We start from the raw sequence: 22,294 nt of genomic DNA on the forward strand, positions 1-22,294 counted from the left end.
ATGCCATCCGCAGCCACCTGAATAGTTACGTTCATTTTTTGACTCCGCGTTGACTGTTCCCGGTCACGATTCGCCAGAAGGATCTCGCGAGCAAAGCTCGAGAACGGCTTCACCGACCGTCGGGAGGGGAGCATGGGCACCGGGTATGGACGACCACTGTAGGATTTCGCCACGCACAGGCGTTATCGGGTTACTCGTCTTTGATTGCCCAATCCTGTAGAAATCGTTGATTGGCAGTAAGAGCGGCGTTCGCTCTGCAGGCAGATCGGCAGCCGCTTGCCTGTTTCTTCAGAGAGTTTGCCCGATCCTGCAGGGATCGATTTTTGTCATCAAAATGCCGGTTAACTGTCCTATACTCGCGCTTTATCGAAAAACAATAATCAGTCGCCCAACGAGGAGGTGAGACGTGAGTATCATTCAACCTGTTTTCGAAACACTGGATGATGAGATTGGCCAATTGGCGAATACTCTGTCTCGCCAGATTCAGAAATGGGCACCGGAAGAGGGGCTGACCACCACGGCGGTGCCCGGACTCGAGCTGATACGCGCCAATTCTTCCGTCAATAACTGCATCGGCTCGACGGTCTACGACCCTTCTCTCTGCCTGATCGCGCAGGGGAGCAAGACGGTATGGCTGGGAGATCGCGAGATCCATTACGGGCCGTTGAGCTGCATGGTGTCGGCGGTGCACCTGCCGGTACTGGGCAAGGTCACCGATGCCTCACCGGAAAGGCCCTACCTGGGGCTGAAGCTCGCCGTCGAAGCCCAGGAAGTCACCGATCTGGTGCTGGAACTGGGGGAAGGATTGGCTGGCGTCGAACCGCAGGAATGCCCCGAAAATGCTTGCGGTCTAAGCCGGGTGCAGGCGGAAAAGGGGCTGGTGGACGCAGTGTTGCGGCTGGTGAATCTGCTCGACTCACCCCAGGACATTCGCATTCTCGCACCGCTGGTGCGGCGCGAGATCTTCTATCGTGCGTTGGTCGGCGAGATCGGCCTGCACATGCGCAAGTTCGCGGTGGCCGATACCCAGACGCATCGCATTTCCAAAGTGATCGCGGTGCTCAAGGATCGCTTCACCGAGCCGCTGCGCGTTCGCGAGCTGGCGGACATGGTCAACATGAGCGAGTCATCGCTGTTCCACAGCTTCAAGCAGGTCACGCGGATGTCGCCGGTGCAGTTTCAGAAGAAACTTCGGCTGCATGAAGCGCGGAGATTGATGCTATCCGAAGGGATGGAAGCGGCCACCGCCAGCTTCCGCGTGGGGTACGGAAGTCCATCCCATTTCAGTCGCGAATACAGCCGAATGTTCGGCGTGCCGCCGCGCACGGACGTGAGCAAGCTGCGCGGCGAGCTACCGGAGCCCGCTCGCGTCTGAGCGCCCTTGCGACATGGCCTGCGGTGTCTGAATCGTCCGGGCTCAGTCGCCGATGACCATGACTGCTTCGGCTTCCACCTGGCTACCCTTGGGCAACTGCTTGACGCCGACGGCGGCACGGGCCGGGAAGGGTGGCTGGAAGAACTCCTCCATCACCTTGTTGACCACGGCGAAGTTGTCGAGATCGGTCAGGTAGAGGTTGAGCTTGACGATATCCTGCAGCGAGCCGGCGGCTTCCTGGCACACCGCGGCCATATTGGTGAAGACCTGGCGGGCCTGCGCTTCGAAGTCGTCGGAGACCATTTCCATGGTGGTGGGGTCGAGCGGAATCTGGCCCGAAAGATAGACGGTGTTACCCGACTTGATGGCCTGGGAATAAGGGCCGATGGCGGCCGGGGCGTTGTCGGTGTTGATCACGGCTTTGTTGCTCATGGCGTACCCTCCAGTTTCTTTGAATCAGTGCCTTTTCATGAATACTTTTCTAATGACATGACATCTTGAAAAAACGCTGCCCCGCCGCGCATGACGCGGCGGGGCAGCCGTCACGGATCAGTTTCGGGCGCGAACGATGCGGCCGATGTGATTCAGGTTGCGCAGGCGCTTGATGATTCGCGCCAGATGAATGCGGCCCTTGACCAGGATGGTCAGGTTGACGATCGAGAGTCTGGCGTCGCGTTCTTCGATGCCGATGCGCTCGATATTGGCGTCGGCATCGGTGATCAGGCTGGCCAGTTCGGCGATCAGGCCGCGCCGGGTCTCGACTTCGATACGCAGCGGGACCGGGAAATCCTGATCGATCTGCTTCGACCAGGTCAACGAGACCAGCTTGTCGGGATCGTCGCGCAACTCGTCGAGGTTACCACACTCGTGACGGTGGACGACGATCCCCTTGCCGATCGACAGGTGGCCGATCACCGGGTCTCCCGGCAGCGGGTGGCAGCAGCGGGCAAAGCTGATGGCCATGCTCTCGGAGCCGTTGATGACGATCGGGCCGTTGTGCGGCGAATCCACCAGTAACCGTTCCGGGTCATGCTCGCCGGCATTGGCCCCGACAGGGAGATCGTTCGCGACCAGCCGTCGTGCGGTGGTGTGCGCCAGGCGGGTACCGAGGCCGATGGTCTCGAGCAGGTCGTCTTCGGCCTTGAGATCCAGCTCGTCCAGCAGCGCCGAGAGCCGTTCCTGTGGCAGCTTTTCCAGGCTGGTCTCGAAGCTGCCCAGGGCGCGGTTGAGCAGGCGGCGGCCGAGCTGGATCGCCTCGCTGCGCTGCTGGCTCTTCAGCGCGTGACGAATCGCCGAACGGGCCTTGGCGGTGATCACGAAATTGAGCCAAGCCAGGTTGGGGCGCGCGCCGGGGGCGGTGATGATCTCCAGCGTCTGGCCGCTTTCCAGCGGGGTCGACAGCGGTGCCAGATGGCGGTCGATACGGCAGGCGATGCAGCTGTTGCCAATATCGGTGTGCACGCTGTAGGCGAAGTCGACCGCCGTCGCTCCCTGCGGCAACTCCATGATGTCGCCCTTGGGGGTGAAGATGTAGACGTCGTCCGGGAACAGGTCGTTCTTGACGTGTTCGATGAACTCCAGCGAGTCGCCGGCGTGGCGCTGCATCTCGAGCAGGCCGCGAACCCATTCGCGGGCGCGGGCGTGGCTGCCGGCGGCGATGGGCCGTTCGGTCTGGCCGGCCTTGTAGAGCCAGTGGGCGGCGATGCCGTTGTTGGCCATCGCTTCCATCTCGCGGGTGCGGATCTGCACCTCGATCGGCATACCGCTGGGGCCGAACAGTGTGGTGTGCAGGCTCTGGTAGCCGTTGGCCTTGGGGATCGCGATGTAGTCCTTGAAGCGCCCCGGCACCGGCTTGTAGAGATTGTGCACCGCGCCCAGCACGCGATAGCAGTTGTCGACGCTGTCGGTGATGATGCGGAAGCCGAACACGTCCATGATCTCGGCGAACGGTTTGCGCTGGTCGTGCATCTTGCGATAGATCGACAGCAGATGCTTCTGCCGCCCGACCACGCTGCCGGTGAGGTCATCCTCGTCGAGCCGACGCTGCAGGCTGGTCTGGATCTGGCGCATGGTCGAACGGCGGTTGCCGCGGGCGCTCGCTACCGCGCGCTTGATGCGCTCGGACCGCATCGGGTGGATCGCCTGGAACGAGAGATCCTCGAGCTCGACGCGAATGGTGTTGATACCCAGCCGCCCGGCGATACGGGCGTAGATCTCGAGCGTTTCGCGGGCGATCCGGCGCTTCTTGTCCGGGCGCAGCGCGCCGAGCGTGCGCATGTTGTGCAGGCGGTCGGCGAGCTTGACGATAATCACGCGGATGTCGCGGGACATCGCCATGACCATCTTCTGGAAATTCTCGGCCTGGGCGACCGCCTTGTCCTCGAAGGTGATCTGGGTCAGCTTCGAGACGCCGTCGACCAGCTCCGCCACGGCTTCGCCGAACTGCGCTTCGAGCGCCTCCCGGGAGACGCTGGTGTCCTCGATGACGTCGTGCAGCATGGCGGCCATCAGGCTCTGATGGTCCATGTGCATGTTGGCGAGGATATTGGCGACGGCGAGCGGGTGGGTAACGTAAGGCTCGCCGGAGCGACGCTGCTGGCCGTCGTGGGCCTGCTCGGCGTAGTAGAAGGCGCGCTTGACCTGCTGAATCTCGTCGTCGGGGAGATAGCCGCCGAGGCGATCGGCCAGGTCATCGATGGTGAACATGCGGCGCGCCTGCCCTATGTAATTAACGGTCCGATTGACAACCCGTTATCGACGTTCCGTTCGGCAACCGGTCCGTGGCGGTCGTGACGACGACACGGAATACAGGTCACGCCGGAAGCCTGGTTCAGATATCGTATTCCTGGGTCGGCTCGGGGCGCGGACGCGGCGGTGCGGCTTCGACCGGCTCGTCGAGGATGCTGTCGTCGATTTGACCGGTGGCGATCTCGCGCAGCGCCATGACGGTCGGCTTGTCGTTTTCCCACGGCAGCAGCGCATCGCGGGAGCCGCGCGCGAGCTGACGGGCGCGCTGGGACGAGATCATTACCAGCTTGAAACGGTTCTCGATGTGTTCCAGACAATCTTCGACGGTCACTCGTGCCATGATGGTAGCCCTGCTGCCAAAAAATGGGTAGACGCGCCCCGGAATACGGGGTCTGCGGGACCGAGCAGTCTACTGGAGTTGCGTGATCTCTGACAAGAGCGCGCCGTTGCCGGCAAAGAGAGCCCCGCCGTGACGACCGGGGTCAGGGCGGCCGTTATTTCCCCTGCGGCACTCAGTCGACGTCGTTGAGCAGCGATTCGAGCAGGGCGGCGTATCGTGCCTGCATCTTGTCGAGCCGTGAACGGCGCGCATGGACGATGCACTCGAGCTCGTTCAGCGCGTGCTCGAAGTCGTCGTTGATGATGACGTGCTCGTACTCGTCGTAATGCGACATTTCGCTGACCGCGTCGCGCATGCGCCGCGCGATGACCGCCTCGTCGTCGGTGCCGCGTCCGGAAAGCCGCTCCTGGAGCGCGGCCCGCGAGGGCGGCAGGATGAAGATCGATTCGGCATCGGGGGCCTGCGCGCGTACCTGCTGGGCGCCCTGCCAGTCGATCTCGAGGATCACGTCCTCGCCCACGGCGAGGCGCTTCTCGACCTCCACCCGCGAGGTGCCGTAGTGGCGGTCGAAGACCCAGGCATGTTCGAAGAACTCGCCACGCTCGACCATCGCCTCGAATTCGGGCTGGCTGACGAAGTGATAGTTGACGCCATCCTGCTCGCCAGGGCGCATCGCCCGCGTGGTATGAGACACCGAGACGCCGATATCCGCGTTGCGCTGGAGCAGGGCGCGCACCAGGCTGGTCTTGCCGGCGCCGGAGGGCGCGGAAACGATGTAGAGCGTGCCCAGGGCACCGGCGCCGTATTCGGCGGCAGGGGTATGAGGCGTCGGAGAAACGTACGACATGACAGAACGACCGTCCGGGAATGCATGAAGCGGCCTATTATGCCACGGAAACGCCACGCCCCCGATAGCCAGCCATGCCGGGGGCGCTGCCGGAAGGCGACGGCGAAACGCCGGTGCCAGCGCGGATTGGCCGGATCCTATCGGCTACACTGCTTCCCCCATTCGTTACATTCGCTCCCGCCAGCGACCGCGCCGAACCGACAAGGACGTCCATGAACGCCTCGAACGCTACCGAAACCCGCCGCGCCGGCCCATTTCTGGGGGTTGCCCTGGCTTTCGCGGCGACGATGATCGGCACCACGCTGCCGACGCCGCTCTATCCGATCTACCAGCAACAGCTGGGTTTCTCGCAGTTGATGATCACGATCATCTTCGCCGTCTACGCCGCCGGCGTGATCGCGGCACTGCTGATCACCGGACGCTGGTCCGATCAGCTCGGGCGGCGACCGCTGCTGTTTGCCGGCCTGGCGGCGTCGATCCTCAGCGACCTGGTGTTCTGGCACGCCGACGGGCTGGGAATGATCCTGGCTGGGCGAGTGCTGTCGGGCATCTCGGCCGGCATCTTTACCGGCACGGCGACCGTCGCCGTGATGGAGCTGGTGCCGGATTCGTGGCAGCGCGTCGGCACCCTCGTCGCCACCGCGGCCAACATGGGCGGTCTGGGCCTCGGGCCGATGCTGGCCGGCGTGCTGGCGGTGCTCTTCCCCATGCCGCTGGCGCTGCCCTATATCGTCCACCTGGTGCTCGCGCTGGTGGCGGTGGTCTGCATCTGGTGCGCGCCGGAAACCGTGAAGCGCCCCGAGCGGATTCGCCTGCGGGTGCAGAAACTCAAGGTGCCCGCCGAGGTGCGAGGCGTGTTCGTGCCGGCGGCCATCGCCGCCTTCGCCGGCTTCATGGTGTGCGGCTTCTTCACCGCGGTGACCCCCGCCTTTCTGGGCAAGGTGCTGGGCTATACCAATCATGCGTTGATCGGCTTCGTGGCCGGGCTTCTGTTCATTGCGTCCACGGTCGGCCAGATGCTGCAGGGGCGACTGCCCGAGTCGCGCCGCCTGCCGATCGGCTGCGCGGTGCTGTTCGTCGGCGTGCTTTTCGTCGCCTGGGGCATCGGCGCGGCGCAGCTGGCGGGATTCATCATCGGCGCGATCGTGGCCGGCATCGGCCAGGGCATCGCTTTCCGTGCCGGAATGGGCGCGGTGACGGCGGCCAGCCCCGACGAGCACAAGGCAGCCGTCGTCTCCACCTTCTTCTTCGTGGCCTATATCGCCATCTCGCTGCCGGTCGTGGGCATTGGCCTCGTCGGCAGCGTTCTCAGCCTCAAGACGACCGGGCTGCTGTTCGACCTGCTCGTCGCGGTGCTGTGCTGCGTGGCGCTGTGGCTGCTGCTGCGCCGGAACCGCCGCCAGGCGTCCGCCTAGGCGTGATGCGAAGCGAATGCCGGCGAGGCGGTCTCTGGTATCATGAGCGCCGATTCGCTCAACCGACTGCCAGGAGTTCCCGATGACCGCTTCGCCCGACACGCTTCGCATCCGCCGCCCCGACGACTGGCACCTGCACCTGCGTGACGGCGAGGTGCTCGAGACGGTGCTCCCCTACACCAGCCAGACCTTCGCCCGCGCCATCGTCATGCCCAACCTGGTGCCGCCGGTGACCACGATCGAAGCTGCCAGCGCCTACCGCGAGCGGATTCTGGCGGCGATTCCAGCCGGTCATGACTTCACCCCGCTGATGACCTGCTATCTCAACGAGAGCGTTTCCCGCGAGACGCTGGAACAGGGCCACGCCGACGGCCTGTTCACCGCGGCCAAACTCTACCCGGCCAACGCCACCACCAATTCCCAGCACGGCGTCAAGCGCATCACCGACGTCTATCCGCTGCTGGAAGTGATGCAGCGCATCGGCATGCCGCTGCTGATCCATGGCGAGGTCACCCGGGGCGAGATCGACATCTTCGATCGCGAGAAGCATTTCATCGACGAGGTGATGACCGACATCCGCCGCCAGTTCCCCGAGCTGAAGGTGGTCTTCGAGCACATCACCACCAAGGAAGCGGCCCAGTTCGTACTGGAAGGCGACGAGTTCCTGGGCGCCACGCTGACGCCACAGCACCTGGCCCAGAACCGCAACGACATGCTGGTCGGCGGCATCCGCCCGCACCTCTACTGCCTGCCGATCCTCAAGCGTCAGGAGCACCAGCAGGCGCTGCGAAAGGCCGTCGCCAGCGGACACCCGCGCTTCTTCCTCGGCACCGATTCCGCGCCCCACGTCACCGCCGCCAAGGAGACATCCTGCGGCTGCGCCGGCGTGTTCAACGCCGAAGCCGCGCTCTCGGTCTATGCCGACGTGTTCGAGCAGGAAGGTGCGCTCCAGCACTTCGAAGCCTTCTGTTCCGAGAACGGCCCGCGCTTCTACGACCTGCCGCTCAACGAAGGCACGGCTACGCTGACGCGCCGACCCACACCTGTCGCCGAGTCGGTCGGCGAAGGCGACAACACTTTCGTACCGTATCAGGCCGGCGAATCGCTGAGCTGGTCGGTGGAGGTGGAGGCATGACCAGAGATCTGCTGAGCATTGGCCTGGCGCAGTTCGGCTCGGTCGCCGGCGATTTCGAGGCCAACTTGGCGCGCCATCTCGTCGTTATTGAGTCCGCAGCCAGTGCCGGCGTCACGCTGCTGGTCTTTCCCGAACTCTCGTTAATAGGCTACGAGCCCGCACTCGTGGCAGAGCTTGCGTTCGCGCCGGAGGATCCGCGTCTGGTGCCGCTCGTCGACGCGGCGGTGCGCCATCGCGTCGGTATCGTTGTCGGTCTACCGCTGGCAGGTGTCGAACGCCCCCGCGCAGGCGCGCTGATCGTCTCTCCCAACGGCGAGGTCTCGACCTATGCCAAGCGGCATCTCCATCCGGGGGAAGAGGCGGTCTTCGAGCCCGGTACGGAGTACTGCCTGCTGGATTTCAACAATGAGCGAGTCGCCATCGCTATCTGCGCCGATACCAATGCACCCGAACATGCCGAGCAGTACGCCGAGCTCGGTGCCACGGTCTATCTCGCTGGCGTATTGATCACGGCGGGCGGCTACGCCGCCGATACCGAGCAGATGGCTCAAACCGCCGAGCGTCACGGCATGCTGGTGGGTATGGCCAACCACAATGCCGTTTCCGGCGGCATGGCGGCCATTGGTAAAAGCGGCTTCTGGACAGCGAAAGGCGTCTTGGCGGCAGCCGATGAGCGCGATGCGCTGGTGATTGCCACTCGCCAGTCCGATGGCTGGCATGGGCAGCTCCACCTACTCGCCCTCACCGATTAGAACGACACGCCTGCCTTAAGCATGACCTTGCGGTTGTTTACCTGGCAGTCACGCTAGATGTTCCAGCCCAGGCTCTTACCAACGGCCTGGAAGAGATCGAGAGCTACGGCGAAGCGACAGGATGCTATCTATGTCCTTCACTGCTTCCAGAAGAAAACCGAGAAGACGGCTCCCAAGGATCTGGCGCTAGGCAAGCAACGATTCAAAGAGCTGCCGCCCGAGCCCCCGAAAAGCCGAAAGTAGAGGCTACGTCTGTTGACGTACTTGTCTTCAACTGGCGAACAGCAGCATGAAAGTGAGGACAGAGACATGGCCAACGAGCGTTTCGCAAGCATTTGGGATGCTATCGAGGACACCCCCGAGGAAGCGGCAAACATGCGTCTGCGGTCCAAGCTGATGATGATTCTTGGCGAACGGGTAAAAAGCTGGAACGTAAGCCAGGCCGAAGCTGGCTGCCGCCTGGGGCTGACTCAGCCTCGCGTCAATGATTTGCTGAAGGGCCGAATCAGCAAGTTCAGTCTTGATGCGCTGGTTAACCTCTCCACGCATGCGCATTACCGGATCGATATTAGCGTCGTGGAAGACGAAACCGCACCAGCATGAGGCGAAGGACAAGCTCATGGTTATGGCCGGAATGACTTGCAAGCTCCTGAGCCGGGCGTCGGACATGAATTCCGGCGACCTCCTTGACTCCGTGCAATCAGGCACGCTTTAGACGCTGTTCGATAATGGGCAATACGGCATCGCGGGTCAGCGCGGCAAGTGGAAGGCTCCTGGCCTGTTCCAAAGTCGCCCAGCAGACCTCCTCGATTTCCGCAGCGGCGGCAACGTTGCCTTCGATCGTTGCCCAGAAAAGATGGGCTTCGACGAAACATCCGCCTCGTTGGCCGCTTCGGCGCTGGCTTCGACGGGGTCTTCCCAATTCGTGAGCGTCACGCCGAGTTCTTCGCTGACTTCCCGAGCGAGCGCCTCCGCTGGTGTCTCGCCTGTGTCGATCTTGCCGCCGGCTTGCATGAAATAACGACTGCCACGCTTGCGCACAAGCAGCAGGCGCGCTTCGTCATCGACGATAATGGCGGCGGCGATCTTCAGGGTATGGGATGACAAAGGTCAGGCTCCGTATCAGGTTTGTCGCTGGTAGGCGGTGACTTGCGATGAGAACGACGACAAGTCGGCAGGCGTAAACGCCCGAATCGTCCATTTCTCTGTGCCTTCCGGGGCGATCCATAGCGGCACGGCGTTGGCGGAGCGCGGACCGGCAGGCGTGCCGTGGGTCAACCAGCGCACGGCGCGCACCAGCCCCGAATGGCCGACGATCAGCGGTGTATCGGCTTCTTCCAGCAGCGCGTTGAGCGTATCGGCGATGCGCTCGACGAACGCCTCCCAGGATTCGCCGCCTGCCGGTGTGCTCATGTAGGGAATGGCTTCCGGAATCGCCTGACCCTCCAGCTCGCCCCAGTGGCGCTCCATCAGCCCGTCGACGACACGATCCGGCGCGCGGCCCAGTGCCAGTTCGGCGGTGCGGTAGGCGCGCTGCAGCGGACTCGCGGCCACCAGCGACCAGTCGATATCGCCCAGTAGCGCCCGCGCACGCCGGGCTTCTTCCTCTCCCTGCGGCGTCAGCGCCACATCGTGCTGGCCGCCGATCCGGCGTTCGAGATTGCGGGTGCTCTGGCCGTGGCGGAGGAAGACGAAGGGGCGGCGGATCAGGACGGGCATGACGGTTCCTTTGGCATGACGGTTGTTTTGGCACGGGCGGCACGGCATGACGCCGAACGGGTGGATCGCGGTTCTCGTCGGTTCGTCGGGCGATGATTTGCCGGCTATGGGGTTTTACGGTAACACTGCGGGTTCGCCAATCGTCATACAATACGATCTATATACAACAACCGTCGGATCGGGTGACGGCCGGATTTCATCACGCCCAGGTCAGCTGGCGATCCGGCCCTCCATGATCCCATCACCGCGAACCGCGCGCGAGGAGCCCCATGTCCACCGCTCTCGATATCCATATCTATACCGACCCCGATTTCCGGCAGTCGAAGGACTTCGCCGACCAGCGCGTCTTCGGCATTCTGAACGAGTTCGCGGGGCTGTCGTCTCGGATCGCGCTGAGCTTCAGCCACGACGAGGCCACCCTCAATGCCGCGCTGAAGACGGCGGAGGTGCTGATTCTGGTCGGCGCGCTGGATATCGCCGACGTCGCCGCCCGGGCGCCCAAACTGCGCTGGATCCATATCACCAGCGCGGGGGTGGACCGGGTGCCGCTGGATCGTCTGCCGGACCATGTGCTGGTCACCAACGCCAAGGGCAACCACGAGGCGCGGGCCCGCGAGTTCTCGATGACCGCGCTGCTGATGCTCAACAACCGGTTGCCGGATTTCGTCACCCAGCAGCGCGAGAAGCACTGGGAGCAGACCGCGATCGAACCCATCGACGGCAAGACGGTGGTGATCCTGGGCATGGGTGCGCTGGGCAGCGCGGCGGCCGAGGCGGCCAAGCGGCTCGATCTGAAGGTGATCGGCGTCAGCCGTTCGGGCAAGCCGCATCCGCTCGCCGATGTCAGCCTGCCGCAGAGCCGGTTGAAGGAGGCGCTGGCGGAGGCCGACTTCCTGCTGATCACGCTGCCGTTGACGCCGGAGACCCGCAACGTGGTAGGCGAGGCGGAACTGGCGGCGATGCCCGCGCGTGGCGGCGTGATCAACATCGGCCGCGGCCCGGTGCTGGATGTCGCGGCGCTGGCGAAGCGGCTGGAAGCCAGGCAGCTGCGCGGCGCCGTGCTGGATGTCTTCCCCCAGGAGCCGCTGGCCGCGGACTCGCCCTACTGGACCACGCGCAACCTGATCGTCACGCCGCACAGCGGGCTCTACGACGCCGATTACGTGCCGCGCTGCCTGCGTTTCTTCTTCGCCAATGTCGAGCGCTATCTGGACGACCGGCCACTGGAGAATCGGGTCGATACGGCGCTGGGCTACTGATCGAAATCGAAGCTTCGCTCATACTGTCTGCCACAGCATCGGGTCCGGGTTGCCCAGCGTCTCGGCGATGATGTTCAGCGCGCGATCCAGCGCCTCCCGGCTCTCGGCGGCGCTGATGCAGATGCGGATCGCCTGCGGCGCCGCGACATTGCCGAGACAGAAGCTTTCCGCACTGCTGACGGTGACCCGACGCGCCTTCAACTGTTCGACCACATGGCTGGTGCGCAGCTCGCCGGGCAACGGCAGCCATAGATAGAAACCGCCGCGCTGCCCGTGCGGCTTGAACCTTCCCAGCTTCTGCATGGCGTGATCGAAACGCCATGCCAGCTCCTCGCGCTGCCATGCCAGCAGGGCGGCGGCATCGCCACTGGCGATCCAGTGGCAGACCAGCGAGGTCATCAACGGCGGCGGCATCCAGCTCTGGGCGCGCAGCGCTGCCGTCAAACGGCCGTGCAACGCTTTGGGCGCACGCAGGGCGCCGACGCGCAGGCCGCCACCCAGCAGCTTGGCGACCGAGAACAGCGTCACGGTGCGCTCCGGCGCCAACTGGTAGAGCGGCATTGCGGGTTCGATATGCGGGTGCTGGTAGACCTCGTCCTCGATCAGCCAGAACTGCCGCTCCCGCGCCAATGTCACGAGATCCCGACGGCGCGATTCGCCGAGCCGCGCGGTGGTCGGATTATGGCAGTCCGGCATCACATAGAGCGCGCGAAACGGCTGCTGGTCGAAGGCTCTGGCCAGAGCGTCGACATCGATGCCTTCCGCGTCATGAGGAATCGCCACGCTCTTGAGCGAGAGCTGCTGCAGCGCGCTGATCAGGCCGGGGTAGGTCAGGCGTTCGGCGGCCAGCCGTTCGCCCGGCGCCAGCAGCGCGCTAAGGCTGAGATAGATGCCGTGCATTCCGCCCTGATCGATCAGCAGCTCGTCCGCCGAGACCGGCCGGCCAGACTGGGTGAGCCAGTCGGCGAAGATCTCCCGCTGGCCCGTCTGGCCCTGCTCCGGCTGGTAGTCGATCGCCGCACGCAGGCTGGCAGGATCGTGCTGGATCGCCTGCATTGCCCGCCCCAGTGCGGCCTCGCGCTCGGGATGCGCAGGCGGCAGCGACAGGCTGAGATCGATCATGTCGCTCTCGGGCGGGGTCTGTCGGACATGATTGAAGGGCTCGGTCCGCGGCTGACTGTCGCGCACGTAGGTGCCGCTGCCGACTCTTGCGCTGACGATACCTCGCTGTTCGGCAAGCGCGTAGGCGCGTGTGATCGTACCGACGGTGACGCCGAGCGCGTCCGCCAGCCGGCGCTGGGGCGGTAGCTTGGCGCCCGCCGGCAGTTCGCCGCTGGCCGTGGCGGCGGCGATGGCATCGGCCAGTTCGCGATAGCGCGGACCCTGGCCGGGGAGTGTGGGTATCCAGATTGTCATGGTGACAAAAATCGAGTTGACCGAAGAAACGGTGGGTTTATGCTCGGATTGTTCGGAAGATTAATCGCTGTGTCAATAAATTGAACCCATACAATTTTGGAAAACGACTTCCTGGAGAGGTATCCGATGTCTACCGTGCTGACGTTCCGCGAACTGCCCTACGCCCGTGAAAACCTGGCGACCGTGTTGTCAACGACAGGGGCAATCGGCGAAGACGGTGTGGTGGTCACGGATGCCACGCTGTTCTATCCCCACGGTGGCGGCCAGCCAGGCGATCAGGGCGTGTTCATCACCGCCGACGGGCGTACCCTGGCGGTGCGCGATACGCGCAAAGGCGACAATGGCGAGGTGCATCATCTGCTCGATCCGGCGGATGCACGGGAATACCGGCTGGAAGTCGGCCAGAGCGTCACCCAGCAGATCGACTGGGCGCGGCGCCATGCCCATATGCGCATGCATACCGCGCTACACCTGCTCTCCGTGGTCGTGCCCCACGGCGTGACCGGCGGCAGCATCGGCGCCGAGCGTGGCCGGCTCGACTTCGATCTGGGCGAGGCCAGCTTCGACAAGGACGAACTGACCGAGCGGCTCAACGCCCTGATCGCTGCCGACTATCCGGTCACCAGCGAGTGGATCAGCGAAGCGGAGCTCGATGCCCGTCCCGAGCTGGTGAAGACGATGTCGGTGACGCCGCCGCGTGGCGCCGGCGAGATCCGCATGGTTCGCATCGGTGATGTCGACTACCAGCCCTGCGGCGGCACGCACGTGAATTCGACCGCCGAGGTCGGCGCGATCCAGGTCGCCAGCATCAAGAATCGCGGCGCGCGCAATCGCCGCTTCACGCTGACCTGGGCGGAAACGCCAGGGGGTGGCAAATGACCTCGCTGGCCTGGTGGTTCTCGGTGGCGCTGTTCTCGATTTCGATGACCGGCACGCCCGGTCCCAACAACGTGATGCTGACCGCGTCCGGCGCGCTCTACGGCTATCGCCGCACGCTGCCGCACATCTTCGGCATCATGGCGGGCTGTTTCGTGCTGTTCATGGCCGTGGCGCTGGGTCTCGGCGTGCTGTTCGAGCGCTTTCCGGTCGTGCAGCAGGCGCTCAGGATCGTCGGCGCCATCTATCTGCTCTATCTCGCATGGAAGATCGCCACCGCGCCGCCGCCGGACCTGGCAGCCAGAGAAGGGGCACGACCACTGACCGCCTGGCAGGCGGCGGTGTTCCAGTTCGTCAATCCCAAGGCATGGGTGATGGGCATCGCGCTGATCGCCGGCTTCATGCCGAGCGATGGTTCCCTGCTGGTCAATGCCGCGATCCTGTCGCTGTTCATGGAGCTGATCGCCTTTCCCTGCATCTCGCTCTGGGCCGGCTTCGGCATGGCGATCGGCAGACGATTGAAGACACCCCGCGCCTGGCGCGTCTTCAACGGCGTGATGGGGCTGGCGACCGCCGCCTGCGTGGGATTCATCCTGAGCTGAAAGCCGAAGCCGCGATACAGCCAAGATTCACGACTAGAACGACGAGCCTGGCTGGCGCAGAAACTCGATCTCTTCAGGCGTCGATTCGCGCCCCAGAATCGCGTTGCGATGCGGGTAGCGGCCGAAACGCTCGACGATCGCACGATGGCGGTGCTCGTAATCCAGCTGCTCCTCCATGCCGGGCTGGTCGAACAGCTTGACCGCCTGATCGTGAATCGCCAGCGACTCGCTGTGCATGAATGGCATGTAGGCGAAGATGCGCCGGGTCAGCGGCAGTGCGTCATCCTCGCCTCGCGAGATCAGTTCCTGGGCGAGTGCCAGCGCCAGCGGGTCCTGGGCGAAGGCACTCGGCGTATCGCGATGGATATTGCGCGAGAACTGGTCGAGCACCACGATCTCCGCCACCCGGCCCGCGGGCGTCTCGCGCCACTGCCAGCACTCGCAGCGGGCCGCGGCGGCCAGCGTCTCGCCGAAGCGTTCGGTGATGGTGCGGTCGAGGTCGTCGCTCTTGATAAACCACTGTTTCGGTGTCAGCTCCTCGAACCAGAAGTCGAGTACCTGCTGCGAGGTGGCGAGGGTCATGAGTCGGTCTCCCGGTTGGCGATCGGTTTCATCGAGTCTGGCAGCATCCTGGCGCGCGGTCTCGCTTCGGCGTTGCCGGCCGCCCTGAACCCTCGACAAAGGGAAGATTCGAAGACGGCACCGCTACGCTGGCACCAGCGCCCGGTCACGGCGGCGGATCTGCCAGGCGAAGCCGAAGCCGACCGGCAGCACGGCGACGGTGGCCAGCGCCAGGGTCGGTGTCGTACCCGAGAAGGCGATGATGGCGCCGCCAATGCCGGTGCCGAGAGACTGGCCGGTGAAAAACGCGGTCGAGAACAGCGAGACGGCGGCGCCGCGTCGCTCCGGTGCCATCTGCGTCGCGGTGGTCTGCAGCGTGTTGTGGAGCATGTAGAACCCCAGCCCGAACAGATAGCAGCCAACGACGGCGACACCGGGCGTCGGCCAGCGGCAGATGGCGGCCAGCGCGATCGCGATCAGCACGCAGCCCAGCTGGCACAGGCCGGTTTCGCCCAGTTTAGGAACCAGCCGCCGCGCCAGCAGCGCGAAACTCAGTCCGCCGACGGCGAATACCGCCAGGATCAGCCCGGCTTCGGTCAGCGGCAGCCCGCCGGCGACGTGCAGATGGCTGGCCACGAAGGCGAACCCGCAGAAGACCGCCGCGCCTTCGAAGAACACACTGATCAGCACCACGCGCGGCCACGGCTTCTGCAGTACGTGGCGCAGGCTCACGCCGAGCGATTCCGGCTTCCGGCCCTGGGGCCGTTCATGCCGCCCGACGCGATACCACAGCAGCCCGCTGGCGGCGGCGAACAGCACGGTGTAGACCAGAAACGGCCACTGCCACCAGTCCTGTTCCGCGGCCAGGCCGCCGAAGGTCTGGCCGCAGGCGAGCCCGCAGATCTGCCCGATCAGAAAGCGCGCCAGCACCGCCTGTCGCTGCTCGTAGGGCACGTTGTCGCCGATCCATGCCATCGCCAGCGGAATCACCGCCGCGCATCCTACTCCCGCCAGCATGCGCGCCGCGATCAGTGTCGCCAGGCTGCCCGAGAAAACGCACAGCAGGCTGGCGACGGCAGCGAGCAGGAGAACAGCGAGATCACGCGCAGCTTGCCGTAACGGTCGCCGCTCGGCCCCAGCACCAGTTGCAGGCAGCCATAGACGATGGCGAACGCCGTGATCGCCCAGGAGGCGGCGCTCAGCGTGGTGGTGTAGACCTCGGCGAGACGCGGCAGCATCGGGTCGAGGATTCGCTGGGTGGCGGCGGCGCAGAACGCGGTCATCGCCAGCAGTATGATGGTGGGCCAGGGCGTGGGCGTATCGGTGTGTGGCGTGGATTTGTCGGTGCGAGAGTCGATGGCGGGCACGGGCAGTCGGTTCCGGATGGCGGATAGCAAGGGATATTAGCACGCTAACGCCTCCCGTTACCCAAGGCGATCAGGAGCGTGGCCATCACGACTTCCCTGGACATAACGATCCAAGGCCGCAAAAGAGGCCTCGGATCTTCACTTGGGTTGCGATGCGAGATCACACTTCGACGTTCAGGGTCACATCGATGTTGCCGCGAGTGGCGTTGGAGTACGGGCAGACCTGATGGGCCTTCTCGACCAGCGCTTCGGCCTGTTCCCGATCCATGCCCGGAAGCTTCACCGTCAGCGTCGCTTCGATGCCGAAACCCTCGCCCTTGGGGCCGATGCCGACTTCGCCCTGGATCCGGGTGTCGTCGGGCAGCTTGGCCTTCTCTTTCGAGGCGACCAGTTTCAGTGCGCCGATGAAACAGGCGGAGTAGCCGGCCGCGAACAGCTGCTCCGGGTTGGTGCCGTCACCGCCGGCGCCACCCAGTTCCTTGGGCGTCGACAGTTTGAGATCGATGGCACCGTCGGCGGCGGTGGCACGGCCGTCGCGGCCGCCAGTAACAGTCGCTTCGGCACGATAGAGGACGTTATCGAGTGACATGATGAATCTCCTTCCGGGTTTATGATCGTGGTCTATTAAACCGCGCGCGATCTATTTGGGTAAAAATGGTCTTCGCCAATCGTGCGAACGCTTCACTGCCTGTCGAGCCGCCGACGCAGTCCATGCAGCGCATCGCGCAGTTCGGCAGCCTCCTCGGGCGTGCACTGCCCCGCACAGCCGGCGGCATGGGGGATCGCCTTGGCCTGCTCGCGCAGCGAACGGCCCTTCTCGGTCAACGCGATCTCGACCTGGCGTTCATCCTGGCGCGAGCGCTGCCGGGTGATGAGCGCTGCCACTTCCAGCCGTTTCAGCAGCGGCGTCAGCGTGGCCGAATCCAGGTACAGCTGTTCGCCGATCTCCGACACCGTCTGCCGGTCCCGCTGCCACAGCACCAGCATGGTCAGGTACTGGGGATAGGTCAGATCGAGCTCGCGCAGCAGGCCGCGGTAGAGCTTGTTCATCGCCAGCTGGGTCGAATAGAGCGCGAAGCAGAGCTGCGATTCCAGGGCCAGCGTGTCGTCGGTATCGTTGGGTATCGTCATGCATTCAATCTATATCGCGCACGATTCAATCGCTAATTAGGTTTTGCTATGAAGGTGATCACGAGGAGGATCGCGTCAGCAGGCGTTGACGGGTCGAGCGATCACGCGGGAGCAGACCCACGCTAAGCCCGAAAGGGCGAAAGGCGCGATTGAGAGAACCCAGTGATTGGGTCCCGCTGTCGTTCTCGATGGCCGAAAGCGTTCGTCGGCTCACCGACGCCAGTGCGGCATAGCGGGTCTGGTTCATCTCCAGAACCTCCCGGCGCAGTCGTTTCAGAAGCACTCCCGTGGTGATTTTTTCCTCGAACAGTTGGTCGAGCAGATCGAACAGTAGCGCTTCACGTTCCTGAGGAGAAAGACGGCTCATGTCAGCCCCCAAGCATCGAGTTTTTCGTCGAGATAGTCGAATCCCAACGCGGGCAGATCGAGAATCGAATTCGGAACGCCTCGCTGCCGCAGGCGAGCTTTCAGGCCTTTCAATCGTCTTCCCAGCTGGCGGAGCTCGGCGAGCAGGTCGTCGGCGGGAACCAGCGGATCGAGCCGTTGAGCGATCCCTTGCCAGTCGAAACGGCCGCCTTCTTCGTAGGGCGCGCCCCATTGTGTGGTGCGTATGATGCCTTCGGGGTCCGCCTTCATGGGCGCGAAATCATAGACCGGCGCCAGCCCCAGGCCATCGGGCCGCTTGATCATCGCGGTATTGCGGCCATGATTGTCCGAGTTGCCGAAAGCGACGTTGAGAAGATCCCGCTTGACCCACTCCACGACGAAACGGGAAACGTCGAAGGTCTCGCCCATTTCTCTGACGCGATATTGCTGCTGACACTTGGCAACCAGCGTGTCGATCGCTTCAAAATGATTGAGGAAAGTGCCCGGAGGCTTCTCCAGCAGCGAATAGAGCGACTCCAGACCGTAAAGCGTGCGTTCTCCTTCGATGAAATCGACATCGAATCGAGGCAGCCAGAGGCTGGGGTAGCGTGCCCCTTCGATGAGTTCCATACCGCGGATATCGATGGTGTCGAAGCCCAGCGCCTGCAGCTCGTGATAGTAGTGGTACTCCGCGCGCAGAATGTCGCAATCCATGTCCGAGCGTGGCCCACGGGGGAATTTCACCAGGTAATGCGCATCGGTATTGCGGGGTTCGTCCTGCCAGGTATCGATCCAGATTTCATCCTGCGCGCCGCGACGCAGCAGCAGTTTGGGTGCTTCGCCGCCCGCGCCGGTCGCACCACCACCGGCGGCGCCCACCTGCTGGGCATATTCCAGAAAGTCGGTATGGCGTTCCACGACATCGTCCAGCGTGAATCGATGGTGTTTCAGCTGACTGCCCGTCGGCAGTTGGGGCAGCGCCTGCTTGATGCGCAGATTGCCGACGGGCGCTATCGTGCCCTGGGCCAGCAAGGCGTGGTCCTGTTCGTGTGGGGGCAGTGACTGAAGTCCCTGTCGATTGACCCAGTAACGTCGGCTGGCCCCCGACGGCATGATGTCGTCGAGCATGGCGAACCAGTTCGTCCGGCGATACAGCAGCATCAGCTCGACCGGCAAGTTCAGACTGCAGGCGTGCTCGTCATCCCGGCCCATCCAGTCGATGGCGTAATCGGTCGAGTAGCCCAGCGCAATCGTGCCGCGTCGACCCGCCTTCGGATCGTCGATCTGAAGTTCTGCGGCATCGTGCCATTGGCCATGATGGAACAACTGTATCGTCAGTGACATATTGAGTGTACTGGGTAAATTATTGCTCAAATTTATCATGTCCGACGGTGGATGAGCTATTTTTTGCTCATCAAACGCTTTTCTCGCCATTAATGAGCAATAAATTGCTCAAAATAGCGACATCATCGCCACCGATCCCAGGCCGGCTGTGGCGCCAGCGATTCCCGCAGATAGTCTAGAAACGCCCGCACCTTACGCGTTCGCAGGCGGCGTTCGGTGGTCAGCACGTGAATGTCGCGGCGGCCGGGCATGACCTCGCCGCGCCACGCCTTGAGCAGCGGTACCAGCTCCCCCCGCGAGAGCGCATCGCCGATCAGCCAGGTGGGAAACAGCACCAGACCCTGGCCCAGCAGCGCCGCGGCGACCACGTAATTCATCGGCACCAGTCGACGTGCCACCAGCGAGGAGTCGGCCAGATTGCCGACGCGAAAGGTGATGTCCTGGCCTTCTCGGCGCCGGTTTTCGTCGTCATGGAGTGTTAATGGCGGCCAGGTCACTATGCTCTGCTTGAAAAGTCGATGAGCGAAGGCAAGGCCGGGGCGCGTAGCTAAGGTAAAAATTGGCGAAAACGGACCGGACTGGCGCCCCAGTTTACGGGATGTAAATGAGCACGTGACTCGCTCCGCTCGCCCTTCGGGCCGTCCTTCGGACGTTCTGAACTGAAGTTCAGTGAGCCAATTTTTAACGCCGCTTGGGCGAGCGCAGGTACTTTTCAGACCAGAAAGCTGAACTTCTCGCGTAACTGCTCCCAATGCGCCCGCGAGCTGGCGGCGAGCACCGTGCCCTGGTGAATCGTCGGCTGGTAGAGTGTGCCGTCGAGCAGCGCCGAATAGCCGCCCGCTTCGGCGTGGATCATCAGCCCCGCGGCGTGATCCCAAGGCATCAGCTTGCCGGTCAGCATGAAGTCGACGAAGCCGAACGCCATGGTGCGGTACTCATGACAGGCGCAACCGAAGGCCATCATGCGCTGGAAGTCGGGGAAGGTCGCGGAGAGCTGATACTGCTGCGCCTTGGCGAACAGCCGGATCGAGGTGGAGCCGACCATCTCGTCGAACCTGTCGGTATCCGAGACCTGCAGCTGGCGCTCGGTGCCGTCGGGGCGGCCGAACCAGGCGCCTTCGCCGTGACGGGCGACGATCCAGTCGTCCGCCAGCGGATCGTAGAGCAGGCCGAAGATCGTCTCGCCGAAGCTGGTCGCCGCCAGAATCACCCCGAACTGGTTGAGCCCGCGGGCGAAGTTCCAGGTGCCGTCGACCGGGTCGATGATCAGCGCCAGCTCGGCGCCGGCGATATCGTCGAGATTGGCGCTGGCGTCCGCCACCGCTTCCTCGCCGATCACCGTCGCCTCCGGCAGCAGCTCGCGGATCGCCGCCGTCACCATCCGCTCCGCGCCCTGGTCGGCGTCGGTCACCAGATCGTCCGGCGCGCTTTTCGAGCGGATCGCGTCTTCGGAGAGATTGCGAAAGCGCGGCAGGATCTCGGTTTTGGCGGCATCGCGCACGATCTCGATCAGGCGCTGCTGTTGCTCGAGGCTAATGGCTCTGGCTGGCATGCGAGTCTCCGGGGTCGTTGGTTGCTCTTCTAGAGTAACCGATTCCGGCGCCCGGGTTCGTCAGGCCAAACCTTCAATCCGCGCCGTCAATCCACACCAGAGGTCGACGCCACCTGCCGATCGCGCCCGGCACCCAGCGCCATGACCAGCGCGCCGAGGGCAATCGCGCTCACCAGAACGCCCACCACGTTCCAGCCGCCGCTCCAGTCGTGCAGCACGCCGACCAGCAGCGGCCCCATCGCCGCCAGGGTATAGCCGATGCCCTGGGCCATCGCCGAGAGGCTGGCCGCCGTTGTCGCATCCGGCGCGCGCAGTGCCAGTAGGGTCAGCGCCATGCTGAAGGTGCCGCCCTGGCCCAGACCCAAGATCACGATCCACAGCCATATGCTGCCGATCGGCGCATAGAGACAGCCCAGCAGCCCGATCAGGGTAAGCCCCATGACGCCGATCAGCACCGCCCGCTGGTCACGCATGCGGCTGCCGATCAACGGCGCCAGGATCGCCGTCGTCACCTGCAGCAGGATCGACACCGACAGCGCCAGCCCCGCGGTGACCGCCGCCAACCCGCGATCCTGCAGGATCGTCGGCAGCCAGCCGAACACGATGTACGCCAGCGACGACTGCAGCCCCATGAACAACGATACCTGCCACGCCAGCGGATCGTGACGCAGCCGCGCCCCGCGACGGATGGGCACGCGGGTGGGCTTGGTGCCCTTGAGTTGCGGCAGCCAGAACAGCGCCGCGATCAGCGCCGGCAGCAGCCAGAACGCCAGCGCGCCCTGCCAGGAACTGTGAGAAGCCCCTTGTGACGCGTCTTGCCAAAGCCCGCCCAACGCCTGACGCAGCGGCTCCGTGGTCCCCGCGGCCGCAGAAGCGCCGAGGTTGAGCGCCACGGTGTAGAGCCCCGTCATGATGCTGACGCGCCGGGGGAAGTCCCGCTTGACGATGCCCGGCAGCAACACCCCGATGACCCCGATGCAGCCCCCGGCGATAGCCGTACCCACAAACAGCCCCGCCGTGCCGATATAGGGCCGCGCTAGCAGCGCCACCGCCAACACGGCGAGCGCGGCAAACACGCTGCGCTCCGGGCCGATGCGCCGCACCAGCCGCGGCGCCAGCGGCGCCGCGAGACCCAGGAACAGCACCGGCAGGGTTGTCAGAATGCCCTGCCAGCTGGGGGAGAGCGCCAGCGCCTCGGCGATGCTGCCGAGCACCGGCGACACGCTGGTCAGCGCCGGGCGAAGATTGAGCGCCACCAGCAGCAGCGCGACGAGAGTCAGAACGCCCCGGCGGGGCATCGCGGAAGTCGACAAGAGAGCCATCCTTGGGATCGAAAGGTGCTATATCGGCGGCAAGGCCAGGGACGCAAGGGTAGCCGATCATGGCGACAACGGGGGCGCTTCTACGCCAATGGTCGAGGGTGGGTAGTGGTTTCGACCTCGGGAATGGGGGTTGGACGTTGTGATGTCTTGCTTGTGTCGCATTAGAA

General features: G+C 64.2%; 24 protein-coding genes and 1 pseudogene. 9 read left to right on the forward strand and 16 right to left on the reverse strand.

The window, feature by feature from the left end:
* Window positions 1-406 precede the first annotated feature (406 nt).
* Window positions 407-1,375 (forward strand): AraC family transcriptional regulator, encoded by a 969-nt coding sequence (locus CCD76_RS17195; RefSeq protein WP_087720641.1) that lies wholly within the window; start codon window positions 407-409, stop codon window positions 1,373-1,375.
* 42 nt (window positions 1,376-1,417) lie between these two features.
* On the opposite strand, the gene CCD76_RS17200 is transcribed toward CCD76_RS17195, so the two are convergent.
* The 4 genes from CCD76_RS17200 to gmk all read right to left on the reverse strand — a co-directional run bounded on the left by CCD76_RS17200 (window position 1,418) and on the right by gmk (window position 5,310).
* Window positions 1,418-1,807 carry a RidA family protein gene (locus CCD76_RS17200; protein ID WP_087720642.1) on the reverse strand — a complete coding sequence of 130 codons (390 nt, stop codon included), beginning with the start codon at window positions 1,805-1,807 and terminating at the stop codon, window positions 1,418-1,420.
* Window positions 1,808-1,924: 117 nt separating this feature from the next.
* Window positions 1,925-4,081 (reverse strand): RelA/SpoT family protein, encoded by a 2,157-nt coding sequence (locus tag CCD76_RS17205; RefSeq protein ID WP_087720643.1) that lies wholly within the window; start codon window positions 4,079-4,081, stop codon window positions 1,925-1,927.
* 124 nt (window positions 4,082-4,205) lie between these two features.
* Window positions 4,206-4,463, reverse strand: a complete 258-nt coding sequence (gene rpoZ, locus CCD76_RS17210) for a DNA-directed RNA polymerase subunit omega (protein WP_087720644.1) — start codon at window positions 4,461-4,463, stop codon at window positions 4,206-4,208.
* A gap of 172 nt (window positions 4,464-4,635) precedes the next feature.
* Window positions 4,636-5,310, reverse strand: coding sequence for a guanylate kinase (gene gmk / locus CCD76_RS17215; RefSeq protein WP_087720645.1), 675 nt, complete (start codon window positions 5,308-5,310; stop codon window positions 4,636-4,638).
* A gap of 212 nt (window positions 5,311-5,522) precedes the next feature.
* Here gmk and CCD76_RS17220 point away from each other — a divergent pair, with 212 nt between their 5' ends.
* The 5 genes from CCD76_RS17220 to CCD76_RS17240 all read left to right on the forward strand — a co-directional run bounded on the left by CCD76_RS17220 (window position 5,523) and on the right by CCD76_RS17240 (window position 9,215).
* Window positions 5,523-6,725 carry an MFS transporter gene (locus tag CCD76_RS17220; protein WP_087720646.1) on the forward strand — a complete coding sequence of 401 codons (1,203 nt, stop codon included), beginning with the start codon at window positions 5,523-5,525 and terminating at the stop codon, window positions 6,723-6,725.
* A gap of 82 nt (window positions 6,726-6,807) precedes the next feature.
* Complete coding sequence (gene pyrC / locus CCD76_RS17225; RefSeq protein WP_087720647.1) at window positions 6,808-7,860, forward strand: dihydroorotase; 1,053 nt, start codon at window positions 6,808-6,810, stop codon at window positions 7,858-7,860.
* On the forward strand, window positions 7,857-8,612 hold the full coding sequence (locus CCD76_RS17230; protein ID WP_087720648.1) for a carbon-nitrogen hydrolase family protein: 756 nt from the start codon (window positions 7,857-7,859) through the stop codon (window positions 8,610-8,612). The genes pyrC and CCD76_RS17230 overlap by 4 nt, the downstream gene beginning before the upstream one ends.
* 57 nt (window positions 8,613-8,669) lie before the next feature.
* A complete protein-coding gene (locus tag CCD76_RS17235; RefSeq protein WP_087720649.1) occupies window positions 8,670-8,855 on the forward strand; it encodes a type II toxin-antitoxin system RelE/ParE family toxin in 186 nt (61 codons plus the stop codon).
* Between the two features lie 66 nt (window positions 8,856-8,921).
* A complete protein-coding gene (locus tag CCD76_RS17240; protein ID WP_087720651.1) occupies window positions 8,922-9,215 on the forward strand; it encodes a helix-turn-helix domain-containing protein in 294 nt (97 codons plus the stop codon).
* A 147-nt stretch (window positions 9,216-9,362) separates the two neighbouring features.
* Here the strand turns inward: CCD76_RS17240 and CCD76_RS17245 are convergent, their stop codons facing one another.
* Together CCD76_RS17245 and CCD76_RS17250 are read right to left on the reverse strand one after the other, a co-directional pair.
* Window positions 9,363-9,719, reverse strand: coding sequence for an NUDIX domain-containing protein (locus CCD76_RS17245; RefSeq protein WP_256961360.1), 357 nt, complete (start codon window positions 9,717-9,719; stop codon window positions 9,363-9,365).
* Window positions 9,720-9,734: 15 nt separating this feature from the next.
* Window positions 9,735-10,331: a histidine phosphatase family protein gene (locus tag CCD76_RS17250; RefSeq protein WP_087720653.1), complete on the reverse strand. Its 597-nt coding sequence runs from the start codon at window positions 10,329-10,331 to the stop codon at window positions 9,735-9,737.
* 269 nt (window positions 10,332-10,600) lie between these two features.
* Here CCD76_RS17250 and CCD76_RS17255 point away from each other — a divergent pair, with 269 nt between their 5' ends.
* Window positions 10,601-11,590: a D-2-hydroxyacid dehydrogenase gene (locus CCD76_RS17255; protein ID WP_087720655.1), complete on the forward strand. Its 990-nt coding sequence runs from the start codon at window positions 10,601-10,603 to the stop codon at window positions 11,588-11,590.
* Window positions 11,591-11,608: 18 nt separating this feature from the next.
* Here the strand turns inward: CCD76_RS17255 and CCD76_RS17260 are convergent, their stop codons facing one another.
* Window positions 11,609-13,006, reverse strand: coding sequence for an aminotransferase-like domain-containing protein (locus CCD76_RS17260; protein WP_087720657.1), 1,398 nt, complete (start codon window positions 13,004-13,006; stop codon window positions 11,609-11,611).
* Window positions 13,007-13,132: 126 nt separating this feature from the next.
* Between CCD76_RS17260 and CCD76_RS17265 the strand changes: the two genes are divergently transcribed.
* Window positions 13,133-13,885 (forward strand): alanyl-tRNA editing protein, encoded by a 753-nt coding sequence (locus tag CCD76_RS17265; RefSeq protein WP_087720659.1) that lies wholly within the window; start codon window positions 13,133-13,135, stop codon window positions 13,883-13,885.
* On the forward strand, window positions 13,882-14,484 hold the full coding sequence (locus tag CCD76_RS17270; RefSeq protein ID WP_087720661.1) for a LysE family translocator: 603 nt from the start codon (window positions 13,882-13,884) through the stop codon (window positions 14,482-14,484). The genes CCD76_RS17265 and CCD76_RS17270 overlap by 4 nt, the downstream gene beginning before the upstream one ends.
* A gap of 33 nt (window positions 14,485-14,517) precedes the next feature.
* Here the strand turns inward: CCD76_RS17270 and CCD76_RS17275 are convergent, their stop codons facing one another.
* The 9 genes and pseudogenes from CCD76_RS17275 to CCD76_RS17315 all read right to left on the reverse strand — a co-directional run bounded on the left by CCD76_RS17275 (window position 14,518) and on the right by CCD76_RS17315 (window position 22,127).
* Entirely contained in the window at window positions 14,518-15,066 is a 549-nt protein-coding gene (locus tag CCD76_RS17275; protein WP_087720662.1) for a DUF924 family protein, read from the reverse strand.
* A 123-nt stretch (window positions 15,067-15,189) separates the two neighbouring features.
* A pseudogene (locus CCD76_RS17280) lies at window positions 15,190-16,328 on the reverse strand (MFS transporter).
* Window positions 16,329-16,572: 244 nt separating this feature from the next.
* Complete coding sequence (locus CCD76_RS17285) at window positions 16,573-17,001, reverse strand: organic hydroperoxide resistance protein (RefSeq protein ID WP_087720665.1); 429 nt, start codon at window positions 16,999-17,001, stop codon at window positions 16,573-16,575.
* 92 nt (window positions 17,002-17,093) lie between these two features.
* Window positions 17,094-17,543 (reverse strand): MarR family winged helix-turn-helix transcriptional regulator, encoded by a 450-nt coding sequence (locus tag CCD76_RS17290; protein ID WP_087720667.1) that lies wholly within the window; start codon window positions 17,541-17,543, stop codon window positions 17,094-17,096.
* 58 nt (window positions 17,544-17,601) lie between these two features.
* Window positions 17,602-17,910, reverse strand: coding sequence for a transcriptional regulator (locus CCD76_RS17295; RefSeq protein ID WP_087720669.1), 309 nt, complete (start codon window positions 17,908-17,910; stop codon window positions 17,602-17,604).
* The gene (locus CCD76_RS17300; RefSeq protein WP_087720671.1) at window positions 17,907-19,253 is read right to left on the reverse strand and encodes a type II toxin-antitoxin system HipA family toxin; all 1,347 of its coding nucleotides are present in this window, start codon (window positions 19,251-19,253) and stop codon (window positions 17,907-17,909) included. Before CCD76_RS17300 ends, CCD76_RS17295 begins: the two co-directional genes overlap by 4 nt.
* Window positions 19,254-19,375: 122 nt before the next feature.
* The gene (locus CCD76_RS17305; RefSeq protein WP_256961361.1) at window positions 19,376-19,750 is read right to left on the reverse strand and encodes a LysR substrate-binding domain-containing protein; all 375 of its coding nucleotides are present in this window, start codon (window positions 19,748-19,750) and stop codon (window positions 19,376-19,378) included.
* 215 nt (window positions 19,751-19,965) lie between these two features.
* Window positions 19,966-20,805, reverse strand: coding sequence for an inositol monophosphatase family protein (locus CCD76_RS17310; protein WP_087720673.1), 840 nt, complete (start codon window positions 20,803-20,805; stop codon window positions 19,966-19,968).
* An 86-nt stretch (window positions 20,806-20,891) separates the two neighbouring features.
* Window positions 20,892-22,127, reverse strand: a complete 1,236-nt coding sequence (locus CCD76_RS17315) for a CynX/NimT family MFS transporter (RefSeq protein WP_087720675.1) — start codon at window positions 22,125-22,127, stop codon at window positions 20,892-20,894.
* Window positions 22,128-22,294 lie beyond the last annotated feature (167 nt).

Origin of the sequence: Salinicola salarius, from assembly GCF_002179555.1 — a bacterium.
Classification (GTDB): Bacteria; Pseudomonadota; Gammaproteobacteria; order Pseudomonadales; family Halomonadaceae; genus Salinicola; species Salinicola salarius_A.

What these genes read in the sequence shown, in the direction of transcription:
- CCD76_RS17200 (WP_087720642.1), bottom strand. Translation starts at nt 1,807, where the DNA reads ATGAGCAACAAAGCCGTGATCAACACCGACAACGCCCCGGCCGCCATC.
- CCD76_RS17205 (WP_087720643.1), bottom strand. Translation starts at nt 4,081, where the DNA reads ATGTTCACCATCGATGACCTGGCCGATCGCCTCGGCGGCTATCTCCCC.
- rpoZ (WP_087720644.1), bottom strand. Translation starts at nt 4,463, where the DNA reads ATGGCACGAGTGACCGTCGAAGATTGTCTGGAACACATCGAGAACCGT.
- gmk (WP_087720645.1), bottom strand. Translation starts at nt 5,310, where the DNA reads ATGTCGTACGTTTCTCCGACGCCTCATACCCCTGCCGCCGAATACGGC.
- CCD76_RS17220 (WP_087720646.1), top strand. Translation starts at nt 5,523, where the DNA reads ATGAACGCCTCGAACGCTACCGAAACCCGCCGCGCCGGCCCATTTCTG.
- pyrC (WP_087720647.1), top strand. Translation starts at nt 6,808, where the DNA reads ATGACCGCTTCGCCCGACACGCTTCGCATCCGCCGCCCCGACGACTGG.
- CCD76_RS17230 (WP_087720648.1), top strand. Translation starts at nt 7,857, where the DNA reads ATGACCAGAGATCTGCTGAGCATTGGCCTGGCGCAGTTCGGCTCGGTC.
- CCD76_RS17235 (WP_087720649.1), top strand. Translation starts at nt 8,670, where the DNA reads ATGTTCCAGCCCAGGCTCTTACCAACGGCCTGGAAGAGATCGAGAGCT.
- CCD76_RS17240 (WP_087720651.1), top strand. Translation starts at nt 8,922, where the DNA reads ATGGCCAACGAGCGTTTCGCAAGCATTTGGGATGCTATCGAGGACACC.
- CCD76_RS17250 (WP_087720653.1), bottom strand. Translation starts at nt 10,331, where the DNA reads ATGCCCGTCCTGATCCGCCGCCCCTTCGTCTTCCTCCGCCACGGCCAG.
- CCD76_RS17255 (WP_087720655.1), top strand. Translation starts at nt 10,601, where the DNA reads ATGTCCACCGCTCTCGATATCCATATCTATACCGACCCCGATTTCCGG.
- CCD76_RS17260 (WP_087720657.1), bottom strand. Translation starts at nt 13,006, where the DNA reads ATGACAATCTGGATACCCACACTCCCCGGCCAGGGTCCGCGCTATCGC.
- CCD76_RS17265 (WP_087720659.1), top strand. Translation starts at nt 13,133, where the DNA reads ATGTCTACCGTGCTGACGTTCCGCGAACTGCCCTACGCCCGTGAAAAC.
- CCD76_RS17270 (WP_087720661.1), top strand. Translation starts at nt 13,882, where the DNA reads ATGACCTCGCTGGCCTGGTGGTTCTCGGTGGCGCTGTTCTCGATTTCG.
- CCD76_RS17275 (WP_087720662.1), bottom strand. Translation starts at nt 15,066, where the DNA reads ATGACCCTCGCCACCTCGCAGCAGGTACTCGACTTCTGGTTCGAGGAG.
- CCD76_RS17285 (WP_087720665.1), bottom strand. Translation starts at nt 17,001, where the DNA reads ATGTCACTCGATAACGTCCTCTATCGTGCCGAAGCGACTGTTACTGGC.
- CCD76_RS17290 (WP_087720667.1), bottom strand. Translation starts at nt 17,543, where the DNA reads ATGACGATACCCAACGATACCGACGACACGCTGGCCCTGGAATCGCAG.
- CCD76_RS17295 (WP_087720669.1), bottom strand. Translation starts at nt 17,910, where the DNA reads ATGAGCCGTCTTTCTCCTCAGGAACGTGAAGCGCTACTGTTCGATCTG.
- CCD76_RS17300 (WP_087720671.1), bottom strand. Translation starts at nt 19,253, where the DNA reads ATGTCACTGACGATACAGTTGTTCCATCATGGCCAATGGCACGATGCC.
- CCD76_RS17310 (WP_087720673.1), bottom strand. Translation starts at nt 20,805, where the DNA reads ATGCCAGCCAGAGCCATTAGCCTCGAGCAACAGCAGCGCCTGATCGAG.
- CCD76_RS17315 (WP_087720675.1), bottom strand. Translation starts at nt 22,127, where the DNA reads ATGGCTCTCTTGTCGACTTCCGCGATGCCCCGCCGGGGCGTTCTGACT.